Origin of the sequence: Plantactinospora sp. B6F1, assembly GCF_040120695.1 — a bacterium.
Lineage (GTDB): Bacteria > Actinomycetota > Actinomycetes > Mycobacteriales > Micromonosporaceae > Plantactinospora.
On record NZ_JBEEAC010000025.1, the window covers coordinates 41,030 to 54,734 of the forward strand.

At 70.8% G+C, this 13,705-nt stretch carries 9 protein-coding genes; all 9 read left to right on the forward strand.

The annotated features are described in order from the left end of the window. Positions 1-149: 149 nt before the first annotated feature. The 9 genes from ABNF97_RS25675 to ABNF97_RS25715 all read left to right on the forward strand — a co-directional run bounded on the left by ABNF97_RS25675 (position 150) and on the right by ABNF97_RS25715 (position 13,621). The gene (locus ABNF97_RS25675; RefSeq protein ID WP_130463569.1) at positions 150-2,567 is read left to right on the forward strand and encodes a beta-xylosidase/alpha-l-arabinosidase; all 2,418 of its coding nucleotides are present in this window, start codon (positions 150-152) and stop codon (positions 2,565-2,567) included. Beyond that, positions 2,564-3,559, forward strand: a complete 996-nt coding sequence (locus tag ABNF97_RS25680) for an ABC transporter permease subunit (RefSeq protein ID WP_130463570.1) — start codon at positions 2,564-2,566, stop codon at positions 3,557-3,559. The genes ABNF97_RS25675 and ABNF97_RS25680 overlap by 4 nt, the downstream gene beginning before the upstream one ends. Then, entirely contained in the window at positions 3,556-4,518 is a 963-nt protein-coding gene (locus ABNF97_RS25685) for a carbohydrate ABC transporter permease (RefSeq protein WP_349340083.1), read from the forward strand. The genes ABNF97_RS25680 and ABNF97_RS25685 overlap by 4 nt, the downstream gene beginning before the upstream one ends. 56 nt (positions 4,519-4,574) lie before the next feature. Next, positions 4,575-6,215 carry an extracellular solute-binding protein gene (locus ABNF97_RS25690; protein ID WP_130463571.1) on the forward strand — a complete coding sequence of 547 codons (1,641 nt, stop codon included), beginning with the start codon at positions 4,575-4,577 and terminating at the stop codon, positions 6,213-6,215. Positions 6,216-6,329: 114 nt separating this feature from the next. Next, complete coding sequence (locus tag ABNF97_RS25695) at positions 6,330-7,874, forward strand: GH39 family glycosyl hydrolase (RefSeq protein WP_349340084.1); 1,545 nt, start codon at positions 6,330-6,332, stop codon at positions 7,872-7,874. Further along, positions 7,871-8,560, forward strand: a complete 690-nt coding sequence (locus ABNF97_RS25700) for a YesL family protein (protein WP_349340085.1) — start codon at positions 7,871-7,873, stop codon at positions 8,558-8,560. Before ABNF97_RS25695 ends, ABNF97_RS25700 begins: the two co-directional genes overlap by 4 nt. Then, positions 8,557-10,647, forward strand: a complete 2,091-nt coding sequence (locus ABNF97_RS25705; RefSeq protein WP_349340086.1) for a beta-galactosidase — start codon at positions 8,557-8,559, stop codon at positions 10,645-10,647. The genes ABNF97_RS25700 and ABNF97_RS25705 overlap by 4 nt, the downstream gene beginning before the upstream one ends. Continuing rightward, positions 10,644-12,803, forward strand: a complete 2,160-nt coding sequence (locus tag ABNF97_RS25710; protein ID WP_349340087.1) for an alpha-glucuronidase — start codon at positions 10,644-10,646, stop codon at positions 12,801-12,803. The genes ABNF97_RS25705 and ABNF97_RS25710 overlap by 4 nt, the downstream gene beginning before the upstream one ends. Positions 12,804-12,919: 116 nt before the next feature. Then, positions 12,920-13,621 carry a TetR/AcrR family transcriptional regulator gene (locus ABNF97_RS25715; protein ID WP_349340088.1) on the forward strand — a complete coding sequence of 234 codons (702 nt, stop codon included), beginning with the start codon at positions 12,920-12,922 and terminating at the stop codon, positions 13,619-13,621. Positions 13,622-13,705 lie beyond the last annotated feature (84 nt).

Consider the following 13,705-nt stretch of genomic DNA (forward strand, 5'->3'; position numbering starts at 1 on the left):
AGTTCAGAGACCCTTGACACATCTTCGCCGGGACACATAGGTTGCCCCGCACAGGTAACGCAGATATTGCCGAAAGTTTCGAAGATTCGCCGGCCTGACCGCCACACTGCCCCGACCGGACAGTGCCACGGTCTGCCCGAAGGGGTCGCATGAAGAGCCAGTTGCCCGTGGCCGAGGAGGCCACGACGGACATCGCCGCGCCGTGGCGCGATCCGCGACTCTCCGCCGCCGAGCGGGCCGAGGCACTCATCCCCCTCATGACGCTGGACGAGAAGGTCGCCCAACTCGTCGGGGTGTGGGTCGGTGCCGACGCCTCCGGCGAGGGCGTCGCCCCGCACCAGTTCGAGATGATGGACGCCGCACCGGAGTGGGACGACGTGATCCGGCACGGGCTCGGCCAGCTCACCCGCCCGTTCGGCACCGCGCCGGTCGACCCGGTCGCCGGGGCGCGCTCGCTGGCGGCCTCCCAGGCACAGATCGTCGCGTCCAGCCGGTTCGGCATCCCCGCCCAGGTCCACGAGGAGTGCCTCACCGGCTTCGCCGCCTGGCGGGCCACCGTCTACCCCGCGCCGCTGAGCTGGGGGGCCTCCTTCGACCCGGAGCTGGTCGAGGAGGCGGCGGGCCGGATGGCCCGCTCGATGCGCGCCGCCGGGGTGCACCAGGGCCTCGCCCCGGTGCTCGACGTGACCCGCGACTACCGGTGGGGCCGGACCGAGGAGACCATCGGCGAGGACCCGTACCTGGTCGGCACGATCGGCGCGGCGTACGTCCGGGGTCTGGAGGGCGGCGGTGTCGTCGCGACCCTGAAGCACTTCGCCGGCTACTCGGCATCCCGGGGCGGTCGCAACCTCGCCCCGGTGCCGATGGGGCAGCGGGAACTCGCCGACGTCATCCTGCCGCCGTTCGAGATGGCGCTGCGCCTGGGCGGCGCCCGCTCGGTGATGAACTCCTACTCCGAGATCGACGGCGTACCGGTCGCCGCCGACGAGAGCCTGCTGACCGGCCTGCTCCGGGACGAGTGGGGCTTCACCGGCACGGTGGTCGCCGACTACTTCGCGGTCCGTTTCCTGCAGACGCTGCACCGGGTCGCCGCCGACGGCGGTGACGCGGCCCGGCTCGCCCTGCGGGCCGGGATCGACGTCGAGCTGCCCACCGTGGACGCCTTCGGAGCCCCGCTGGTCGAGGCGGTACGCGCGGGCAGGGTCGACGAGGCGCTGATCGACCGGGCCCTGCGTCGGGTGCTCATCCAGAAGGCCGAACTCGGCCTGCTCGACGCGGACTGGCGGCCGGTGCCGGACGACGTCGAGCTGCTGCGCCTGGACGACGAGGTCAGCCAGGACGTCTCGCTGCGGCTGGCCCGGGAGTCCGTCGTGCTGCTGCGCAACAGCGACGGCGTGCTGCCGCTCGCCCCGCGCCAGCGGGTGGCGCTGGTCGGCCCGCTCGCCGACGACCCGATGGGCATGCTCGGCTGCTACACCTTCCCCGCCCACATCGGGGTGCGGTTTCCCGAGCACGGGCTCGGGGTGGAGATCCCCTCGCTGCGCGACGCCCTCGGCCAGCTATACCCCGGGCTGCGGTACGCGCCGGGCTGCGACATCACCGGCGACGACACCTCCGGCTTCGCCGACGCGGTGGCGGCGGCCCGGGAGTCCGACGTCTGCGTCCTCGCCGTCGGTGACCGGGCCGGCCTGTTCGGGCGGGGCACCTCCGGCGAGGGATGTGACGCGGTCGACCTGCGGCTGCCGGGCGTACAGGCCGAGCTGGTGACGGCGGTGCTCGCCACCGGTACCCCGGTGGTGCTGGTGCTGCTGGCCGGCCGGCCGTACGCCCTCGGCGCCGAGTGCGACCCAGCTGCCGCCGTCGTGCAGGCGTTCTTCCCCGGCCAGCGGGGCGGGCAGGCGCTCGCCGAGGTGCTCACCGGCGCGGTGAACCCGTCCGGGCGGCTGCCGGTGAGCGTCCTCCGGGACACCGGCGGAGTGCCCGCCACCTATCTGGCCCCGCCGTTGGGTCACCGTTCGGAGGTCTCCTCGGTCGACCCGACCCCGGCGTTCCCGTTCGGGCACGGGCTGAGCTACACGACCTTCGAGTGGGGTGCCCCGGAGGTCGTCGGGCCTGACGGGCTGCCCGGGGCCGACCCGGACCGGGTGACCGGCTGGCCGGTCGACGGCGAGGTGACGGTGCGGATCCCGGTGCGCAACACGGGCTCCCGGGCCGGCACCGAGGTGGTGCAGCTCTACCTGCACGATCCGGTCGCGCAGACCACCCGGCCGGTGGTCCGGCTGGTCGGCTACACCCGGGTGCCGCTCGCGGCCGGCCAGGCGGCGTACGCGACGTTCGTGGTCCCGGCCGACGTCGCCGCCTTCACCGGGCTGCACGGCCGGCGGATCGTCGAGCCGGGCGACGTGGAGCTGCGGTTCGGCCGCTCCAGCCGGGACCAGGTCGCGGCGATCCGGCTCTGCCTCACCGGCCCCGAACGCGAGGTCGGCCACCTGCGCCGCCTGCTGTCGCCGGCCCGGGTCGAGCCGGCCCCCACGTTCCCGTCCACCGCTGCGGAGGTACGAGGATGAGTGCACCCACGGCCGCGGGCCCACCGCCGGTCACCGTCGAGCCCGATCGGCCGGGCAGTGGGAAGACCGGCCGCCGCTCCCGCAAACACCGCCGGACGTGGCGGCAGGCGATCCGCCGGGACTGGCAGCTCTACTCGCTTGCCATCCTGCCGTTGCTGTTCTTCCTGATCTTCCGGTACCTGCCGATGCTCGGCAACATCATCGCGTTCCGCCGGTTCCGGCCCGGCGGCAACATCTTCGGCGAGTACTGGGTCGGCCTGCGCTACGTGAAGATGTTCCTCTCCGACCCGACGTTCTGGGAGGTCTTCACCAACACCCTGATCCTGGGCACGCTGACCCTGGTGGTCTGCTTCCCGCTGCCGGTCATCCTGGCGCTGCTGCTCAACGAGGTCCGGACCCGCAAGCTCAAGCGGTTCGTCCAGTCGGTCTCCTACCTGCCGCACTTCCTGTCGATCGTGATCGTGGCCGCGATGGTGATGCAGCTGCTCTCCACCGACGGCACGGTGAACCAGCTCGTGAAGCTCACCGGTGGCGACGCCATCCCGTTCCTGCAACGGCCGGAGTGGTTCCGGACCATCTACGTCACCTCCGAGGTGTGGCAGACGGTCGGCTGGGGCACCATCCTCTACCTCGCCGCCCTGACCACGATCGACGACAACCTCTACGAGGCGGCCCGGATCGACGGCGCCAACCGGTGGTGGCAGACCTGGCACGTCACCCTGCCCGGCATCCGGCCCACGATGGTCACGCTGCTGATCCTCAACATCGGTACGTTCATGGCGGTCGGCTTCGAGAAGATCCTGCTGCTCTACAACCCGTTGACGTACCCGACAGCGGACGTGATCTCCACCTACCTGTTCCGGATGGCGTTCCAGTCGAGCAACTTCAGCTACGCCGCCGCGATCGGACTGTTCGAGGCCGTGATCGGGCTGACCCTGATCCTGTCGGCGAACGCGATCTCCCGTCGCACAGTGGGGACGAGCCTGTGGTGACCGTGGACTCCCAAACCGCCCGGCCCGAGACCGCCGACCCGGAGCGGGCCGCCGAGCGGCTCGGCCGGCCCCGGCGACGGCGCGGCATCCAGGACACCCGGGGCTACCGGGTGTTCCAAGTGATCAACGCCATCGTGCTGACCGGGGTCGTGGTGGTGACGCTGTACCCCTTCCTCAACATCGTGGCCCGGTCGCTCAGCGACGAGGCGTACATCATCGCCGGTCGGGTGAGCGTGGTGCCGCGTGGGTTCAACACCGACACGTACCAGCTGGTGATGAAGGACTCGCTGTTCTGGACCAACTACCGGAACACCGTGGTCTACACCGTCGTCGCCACCCTCATCGCGATGGCGTTGACCACCTGCTTCGCCTACGTGCTCTCCAAGCACCACCTCAAGGGCCGGACGGCGTTGATCGGCGTGGCGGTCTTCACCATGTTCTTCAACGGCGGCCTGATCCCCAACTACGTCCTGATCAGCAGCCTGGGCATGACGAACACCATCTGGGCGATCGTGCTGCCGAACGCGATCAGCGTGTTCAACCTGCTGGTCATGAAGGCGTTCTTCGAGAGCCTGCCGGTTGATCTGGAGGAGGCCGCCGCGGTCGACGGCCTGAACACGTACGGGATCCTGCTGCGGATCGTGCTGCCGCTGTCGAAGGCGGTGATCGCCACGATGATCCTCTTCTACGCGGTCTCCTTCTGGAACTCGTGGTTCTCCGCCTTCCTCTACATGGATCGGCAGGATCTGCTGCCGGTCACCGTCTATCTGCGCAACCTGATCGCCGGGGCCGTCGGCGCGGAGAACGTCGGCGCCATCAACGAGGCGAACGAGGTACAGGCCGAGGCGACGCTCAAGGCCGTGACCATCGTGCTCACCACCCTTCCCATCCTGCTGGTCTACCCCTTCGTGCAGCGGTACTTCGTGTCGGGCGTGATGCTCGGCGCGGTGAAGGGATAGCCCGGCAGGCGGGGGTGAGCCGTCGAAACCACGAACCACCAGCGAAAGGAAGCCTGATGTTCCAACGAGCCCGGCGCCGAGCAGCGGTGGTCGCTGCCGGCGCGCTCACGCTCTCCCTCGTCGCCTGCGGCAGTGGCGACGAATCCACGTCCGAGGACCTCTCGGAGAACCGGGTCGGCGCGATGGCCGAACTCGGCGTCAACCAGCAGTTCAAGGCGACCGAGCCGGTCTCCTTCTCCCTTCTCTACAACAACCACCCGAACTATCCGTTGAAGGAAGACTGGCTCTTCTGGACAGAGCTGACCAAGCGGACCAACGTCACGATCGAGCCGGTCGCGGTACCGCTGAGTGACTACGAGCAGAAGCGCAGCCTGCTGATCGGTGCCGGCGACGCGCCCTTCATCATCCCGAAGACCTACCCGAGCCAGGAGGACACCTTCGTCTCCTCCGGCGCCATCCTGCCGGTCAGCGACTACCTCGACCTGATGCCGAACTTCAAGGACAAGATCGAGAAGTGGAACCTGGCTCCTGAGATCAACCAGCGCCGCCAGGCGGACGGCAAGTTCTACCTGCTGCCCGGGCTACACGAGAAGCCCTGGCACGACTACTCGCTGGCGATCCGGACCGACATCCTGCAGGAACTGAACCTGGAGATCCCGAAGACCTGGGACGAGCTCTACACCGTGCTCAAGGCGATGAAGGCGAAGTACCCCAACACCTTCCCGTTCTCCGACCGGTTCAGCCAGCCCAACCCGGCCGGCAACCTGCTGAACATCCTCGCCGCCTCGTACGGCCTGGAGGGCGCCGGCTGGAACTTCCAGCACGTCAGCTGGGACCCGAACGCCAAGAAGCTCTTCTACACCGCGGCCAGCGACAAGTACCGGGACATGCTGACCTACCTCAACAAGCTGGTGAAGGAGGGGCTGCTCGACCCGGAGAGCTTCACCCAGACCGACGACAACGCCCGGCAGAAGCTCGCCAACGGCAAGTCGTTCGTGATCAGCAGCAACGCACAGACCCTGGTCAACGACTACCGTCCGGACCTGGCGAAGACGCTGCCGAAGGCGACGCTGACCAAGATCCCGCTGCCGATCGGTCCGGCCGGCGAGATCAACCCGGCCAGCCGGCTGGAGAACGGCGTCATGATCTCCAAGAAGGCCCGGGACAGCAAGAACTTCGTCGCGATGATGCAGTTCATCGACTGGCTGTTCTACTCCGACGACGGGCAGACGTTCGCCAAGTGGGGCGTCGAGGGGACCACCTTCGTCAAGGACGCCGCCGGCAAGCCCACCCTGCACCCCGACGTCAACGTCATCGGGCTGCACCCCGACGCGCCCAAGCACCTCCAGAAGGACTTCGGGTTCTACAACGGCGTCTTCGCCTACGGCGGCAAGCCCGAGCTGGTGCAGGGCTTCTTCTCCGCAGAGGAGCAGGAGTTCCAGAAGGTGATGAACGCCCGGACGCCGCGACCGGTGATGCCGCCGTTCCCGTTCACCGACGAAGAGCGCGAGCAGGTGTCGCTCTGGCAGACGCCGCTGAAGGACTTCGTCTACCAGGCGACCCTGCAGTTCATCCTCGGCCAGCGTGACCTCGCCCAGTGGGACGCCTACCTGACCGAGCTCAAGGGCAAGAACATGGACGCCTACATGGAGAAGGTGCAGGAGGCGTACGAGCGGTACCAGAAGGAACACGGCTGACCGACCCGGTCCGGTCGTGACCCCGGCGGGCACGACCGGACCGGGCCTCGGCACAGCGGCCCGCCCCGCCCGACCGGGACGGGCGGGCCCGCGCAACACGGAACAGAGGACCACATGCACATCCGCGTACCGGAGCAGCCGATCGGGCAGCTGACCGACGCCTGGCGGACCTGCGTCGGCACGGGCCGCTTCGAACTGGCACTGCGCCGCGACTACCAGGACTCCCTCGCGCTGGTCCAGCGGGAGATCGGCTTCCGGCACATCCGCGGGCACGGGCTGCTCAGCGACGGTGTCGGCATCCACCGGCCGTACGAACACCGGGGTCAGCGCCGGATCCACCACAGCTTCAGCTACGTCGACCAGGTCGTCGACGCCTACCTCGACCTCGGTATCCGGCCCTTCGTCGAGCTGGGTTTCATGCCCGCCGCCCTCGCCTCCGGCGACCAGACCGTCTTCTGGTGGCAGGGCAACGTGACCCCGCCCCGCTCCGAGTCGGAGTGGACCGACCTGGTCAAGGCCACGATCGGGCACCTGGTCGACCGGTACGGCCTCGCCGAGCTGCGCCGCTGGCCGATCGAGGTGTGGAACGAACCGAACCTGGAGCAGTTCTGGCAGGGCGCGGACGAGCCCGGCTACCACCGGCTCTACGAGCTGACCGCGCACGCCGTCAAGGAGGTGGACGCGGACCTCCAGGTGGGCGGGCCGGCCATCTCCCCCGGCGCCGACGAGTGGCTGCCGCGCTTCGCCGACTTCGTCGCCGCCCGGGACGTGCCGGTCGACTTCGTCAGCAAGCACGCGTACACCTCCGGGCCGGCCCAGCACGTGCCGTTCGGGGTGCACCAGACGCTGGCTCCGGCGTCCCGGCTGCTGGAGCAGTTCGGCACGCCGAGAAAGCTGCTCCGGGACACCGCGCTGGCCGGGCTGCCGGTGCACATCACCGAGTTCAACTCGTCGTACCGGCCGGACAACCCGATCCACGACACCGCGTTCCACGCCGCGTACCTGGCACCGGTGCTGGCGGCCGGCGGTGACCTGGTCGACTCCTTCTCGTACTGGACCTTCAGCGACATGTTCGAGGAGGTCGGCATCCCGACCTCGCTCTTCCACGGCGGCTTCGGCCTGCTCACCCACCGCCAGGTCAAGAAGCCCACCTACCACCTGTACGCCTTCCTGGCCCGGCTCGGCGACCAGGTGCTGGCCCGCGGCCCGGACCACCTGGTGACCCGGGACGCCGCCGGCCGGATCGCGGTGCTCGCCTGGGCACCGGTCGACGTCACCGGGGCGGCACCGGTCGACCGGCACGCGGTGGCGCTCTCCGTACCGGTCGGACCGCCCGAGGCGGCCTCGGCCTTCCTGCTCCGCTCGACGGTGACCGAGGAGCTCGGCAACGCCTGGACCGCCTGGTCGGAGATGGGTCGGCCGCGATCGCCGCGCCCCGGTCAGCTCGACGCGCTGCGGGAGGCCGCCGAACCGGCCCGTACCCACCGGAACCTGCCGATCGTGGCCGGCCGGGTCGACCTCGACCTGACCCTGGCCCGGCACGAGGTGACCCTGGTAGAGATCACGGCGGTGGTCGACGAGACCCCGCCGTGGTGGGACGAGGACCGGCTCCTCGGCCTGGCACCGCCGGAGGGTACGCCCGGGAAGGAGCGGGAATGAACGACACGAGGCGGGCCGACGCCCGGTTCGGTACCGGGCCGCTGTCCCGGGCCATGGCCCTGGTCTACACCCTGCTGGTGGTCGAGCTGCTGCTGGTACTGACCACGCTGCCCGGCCTGGTCCCGCTCTTCCTGCTGGAGCGGCACGCCAGCAACCTTCCGCTGGTCGCGCTCTGCGCGCTGCCGCTCGGGCCGGCGCTCTCCGCCGCGCTCTACGCGCTGCGTCACCACCGCCCGGACCTGACCGAGTTGAGGCCGGCGACGCTGTTCTGGCGCGGCTACCGGGCCAACGTCCGGGGCGTACTGGCGATCTGGCTGCCCTGGCTGGCCTGGTTGACCATCGTCGCGCTGAACCTCAGCTACTTCGGCGCCGCCAACGTGCCCGGCTGGTGGCGGGTGCCGCTGCTGCTGGTCGCGCTCGGCGTCACCCTCTGGGGCGTCAACGCCCTGGTGATCACATCGTTGTTCCACTTCCGGGTCCGGGACGTCGCCCGGCTCGCGATGCACTTCCTCGGCTACACCCCGGGGGTGACATTCGGCAACGCCTGCCTGCTGGTGGTGGCGGCCGGCGTTGTCTGGGTCTCCTCCGAGGCGGTACTCGGACTGCTCGGCTCGGTGCTGGTGCTGGCCCTGCTCCGCAACTGCCGCCCGCTGGTCAGCAAGGTCGAAAAGGAGTTCACCGGATGAGCCTGCCCCGGATTTCCAAGGTGGCGTTCGGTGGGGACTACAACCCGGAGCAGTGGCCCGAGGACGTCTGGAAGGACGACTACCGACTCTTCGACGCCGCCCGGATCGACACCGTCACGCTCGGCGTCTTCGACTGGGCGCTGACCCAGCCGGGGCCGGACGTCTACGACTTCACCCTGCTGGACCGGATCGTGCAGCGGGCCACCGAGGAGGGCCGGCAGATCTGCCTGGGCACCGGCACCGGCGCGCACCCCGCCTGGCTGGCCCGGGCGCACCCGGAGGTGACCCGGACGGACTTCGAGGGCCGCAAGCACCGGTACGGGCAGCGGCACAACTCCTGCCCCAGCTCCCCCGTCTTCCGTCGGCTCTCCACCGAACTGGCCCGCCGGGTCGCCCGCCGCTACGCCGGCAACCCTGCGGTCGTCGCCTGGCACGTCGGCAACGAGTACGGCGGCGCCTGCTACTGCGACCTCTGCGCCGCCGGCTTCCGCGGCTGGCTGCGCGACCGGTACGGCAGCCTCGACGCGCTCAACGCCGCCTGGTACACCACCTTCTGGTCGCACACCTTCACGGACTGGGACGAGATCGAGCCGCCGTCGGCGCTGACCGAGCACTGGCGCGGCCCTAACCACACCGCCTTCCAGGGCATCACCCTCGACTACCTGCGGTTCATGTCGGACGCGATGCTGGCCAACTACCGCGACGAGAAGGCGGCGATCCGGGAGTCGGATCCCGACGTGCCGGTGACCACGAACTTCATGGGCATGTACCGGCCGATCGACTACCACCGCTGGGCGGCGCACCTCGACTTCGCCTCCTGGGACAACTACCCGCCGGACGACAACTCCCCGGCCTGGATGGCGCTGACCCACGACCTGATGCGCGGGCTCAAGGGCGGCCAGCCGTTCTGGCTGATGGAGCAGACCCCGAGCTACACCGCGTCCCGGGACGTCAACCCGCTGAAGCGGCCCGGGGTGATGCGGTTGTGGAGCTGGCAGGCGGTGGCGCACGGCGCGGACGCCGTCCTCTTCTTCCAGATGCGCGCCTCGCGGGGCGCCTGCGAGAAGTACCACGGCGCGGTCATCGGGCACGCCGGGCGGCAGGACACCCGGGTCTTCCGCGAGGTCGCCGCGCTCGGTGCCGAACTGGACCGGCTCGGTCCGGCGACACTCGGCGCCCGGACCCCGGCCCGGGTCGCCCTGCTCTTCGACTGGGACAGCTGGTGGGCGCTGGGGATCTCCGACGGCCCGTCCCGGCTGCTGCGCTACCAGCAGATCGTGCACGCGTACTACCGGGCGCTCTGGGAGGCCGGTGCCGACGTCGACGTCGTGTCGGTGACCGCGGACCTCGGCGGCTACCAGGTGGTGGTCGCGCCGGCGCTGCACATGATGAAGGGTGACCTGGCGCGGCGGCTGGCGGCGGTGGCCGAGCGGGGCGGTTCGGTGCTGACCACCTTCCTGTCCGGCCGGGTCGACGAGGACGACAACGCCTTCCTGGCGGACGTGCCCGGTCCGCTCGGGCCGCTGACCGGGATCCGGATCGACGAGTGGGACGCCCGTCCGCCCGAGGTGGTCAACCCGGTACGCCTGCGCGGCGACGACCCGGGCGACGAGGTCGAGGTCGAGTCGCGGCTCATCTTCGAGCTGGTGATTCCGCAGGGCGCCGAGGTGGTCGGCACGTACCAGGCGGACTTCTACGCCGGCACCCCGGCCGTCACCCGGAACAGCTACGGCGCCGGCCACGGCTGGTACGTCGCCGCCGGTCTCGACCAGCCCGGCGTGCACTGGGTGGTCCGCCGGGTACTGGAGCGGCACGACCTCGTCGGGCCGTACGCGGACCTGCCCGACGTGGAGTCGACGGTGCGGGTCGCCCCGGACGGGACGCGGCTGCGGTTCCTGCTCAACCACGGCGCCGAGCCGGTCGAGACGACCGCGCACGCCGCCGGTACCGACCTGCTCGGCGGGGAGCGGATCGCGCCGGGCCAGCCGATCCGGCTCGACCCGACGGGCGTGCTGGTGCTGCGCGAGGATCCGTCCCCGGCCCGACCGGCGACGGGTTCCGACACGGACCGGGGAGGACTGCCTTGACCACCGCCGATCCGACATCTCCGCACCCGGCGTGGTTGCCGCCGGCGGCGTTCCGGGCGATCGGTTCGCGGCAGACCCTGGTCTGCGGCGACGGCACGCTGGTGGAGACGGTGCGCGACGAGGTCGCTCGGGCCTGTGCCCGGTTCGGCGGCACGGTCCAGCACTCCACTGGCGCGGCGACGGAGCCGGAGCGGACCGGAGTCGGCGCCCGGCCGTACGACCTGGTGCTCGCCCTCCGCGCTGCCGGGTCGCTGCCGGCCGGCGCGGCACCGGCGGTCGAGGTCGGCCGCGAACTGGGACCGGACCGGGGCGGGCTCGACCCGGAGGGTTTCGCGCTGGCCCGCCGGGACGGCGTGACGGTGGTGCTGGCCGACGCCCCGGCCGGACTGCTGTACGGGCTGTTCGAGGTGGTCCGGCTCGGCGCGGCGGCGTTCGACGCCGACCGTGCGGTGCGGGTGCATTCCCCGGCGCTGCGGCTGCGGCTGGTCAGCCACTGGGACAACGTCGACGTGCATCCGGTGATGGGACAGGTCGAGCGCGGCTACGCGGGCGGGTCGATCTTCTGGCGTGACGGTGCGCCGATCGGCGACAGCGACCGGATCCGCGAGTACGCGCGGCTGCTCGCCGCCTGCGGGATGAACGCGATGACGGTCAACAACGTCAACGTGCACGGCACGGCGAACCGGCTGCTGACCGACCGGCTCGGCGACGTGGCCGCGATCGCGGACCTGGTCCGCCCGTACGGGATCCGGGTGCACCTGTCGGTCAACTTCGCCGCACCGGTCGCCCTGGACGGACTGCACACCGCCGACCCGCTCGACCGCGACGTGCGAGCCTGGTGGGCCAGGGCCGCCGGGCGGATCTACGGGACGATCCCGGACTTCGGCGGCTTCATGGTGAAGGCGGACTCCGAGGGGCAGCCGGGGCCGTACCGGTACGGGCGTACCCACGCCGACGGCGCGAACATGCTCGCCGACGCCCTGGCGCCGTACGGCGGGGTGGTGCACTGGCGTGCCTTCGTCTACAACCACCGGCAGGACTGGCGGGACCGCTCGACCGACCGGGCCCGGGCGGCGTACGACCACTTCACCCCCTTGGACGGCCGGTTCCGGGACAACGTGATCGTGCAGGTGAAGCACGGGCCGATGGACTTCCAGACCCGCGAGCCGGTCTCCCCGGTGCTCGCGGCCATGCCGGGTACCCGGCTGGCGGTGGAGGTGCAGGCGACCCAGGAGTACACCGGACAGCAGCGGCACGTCTGCTACCTGGGCCCGTGGTGGAGCGAGGTGCTCCGGTTCGCACCCTGGGGCCCGGGCCGACCGACCGTCGCCGCGGTGGTCGGCGGGTCGTCCCGCGACGGCGACCGGACGGCGCCTGCCGGCGACGACGACCGGGGGGTGTCGGCCGGCGGCGGTCTGGTGGTCGTCTCCAACGTCGGTGCCGACCACTACTGGACCGGGCACCCGCTCGCCCAGGCCAACCTCTACGCCGCCGGCCGGCTCGGCTGGGCGCCCGACCTCGACCCGCTGGCGGTCCTCGACGAGTGGATCGACCTGACCTTCACGCCGTCGGCGACCGGCGACCCCGACCTGCTGCGCGGGACGCTGCACGCGCTGCTGGACGACTCGTGGCGCACCTACGAGCGGTACACGGCACCGCTCGGGGTCGGCTTCATGGTCGCGCCCGGTCACCATTACGGCCCCGACGTGGACGGCTACGAGTACTCGCGGTGGGGCACCTACCACTTCGCCGACCGCGACGGCGTCGGGGTGGACCGCACCCGGGCCACCGGAACCGGGTTCACCGGCCAGTACCCGCAGCCCTGGGCGGACCGGTACGAGTCTCTCGACACCTGCCCGGACGAGTTGCTGCTCTTCTTCCACCACGTGCCGTACCAGCACGTGCTGCACTCCGGGTCGACGGTGATCCAGCACATCTACGACACCCACTTCGCCGGGGTCGAGCAGGTGGCGGAGATGGTACGGCGGTGGGAGCGGATCGGCCCGGCCGGTCTGGTGGGCCCCGCGTTGCATGCCCGGGTGACCGAGCGGCTGGCCGAGCAGTTGCGCTCCGCCAGGCAGTGGTGCGACACGATCAACACGTACTTCCTCCGCAAGTCCGGAGTGCCGGACGTCCGGGGCCGCCGGATCCACTGAACCACCGGGCACCACCGAGCCACCGGCCACCACGGAGCCGCCGGGCGTGGCTGCCACCTGCGGTCCGGGCCCGGCCCTGCCTTGTACGATGTCGTTCCGGAGGAGAGTTGAGGTAGGTGGCCAGCCAGACCGAGCCCGGTGCCGAGCCCCGGATCCCGTTGAGCCGCGAGCGGGTGCTGCGGGCCGCGATCAGCGTCGCCGACTCCGGGGGCATCGAGTCGTTGACGATGCGCCGGCTCGCCGAGCACCTCGGGGCCGAGGCGATGTCGCTCTACTACCACGTGGCCAACAAGGAAGACGTGCTCGACGGCGTCGTGGACGTGATCGCGACCGAGATCAACGAGGTCGTCGACCGGATCGACGTACCGGCCGACGGTGCCGACTGGAAGAAGGCCGTACGCCAGCGGATCCTCTCCGCCCGCGAGGTGCTGCTCCGGCACCGCTGGGCGCCCGGGGTCTTCGAGACGCGCACCAACACCAGCCTCGCGGTGCTGCGCTACTACGACGCCCTGCTCGGCCTGATGCGCGCGGGCGGCTTCTCCTACGACCTGGCGCACCACGCGCTGCACGCGCTGGGCAGTCGGGCGCTGGGGTTCACCCAGGAACTGTTCGACCCGAACGGTGGCGACGGCGCCACCGATCCGGCGGCCGGGCTGGCCGAGATGGCCGGGCAGCTCCCCCACCTGGTCGGCATGCTGAGCGAGATCGTCCACGACGATCCCGATTCGACGCTGGGCTGGTGTGACGACCAGGCCGAGTTCGAGTTCGGACTCGACCTGATCCTGGACGGACTGGACCGGATCCGCGAAGGGGCCTGACGACACCCGCGAAGAGGCCTGACGACATCCGCGAAGGAGCCTGACGACCGGAGCCGCGCGAGCGGCCGCTCCCATCGACGACCC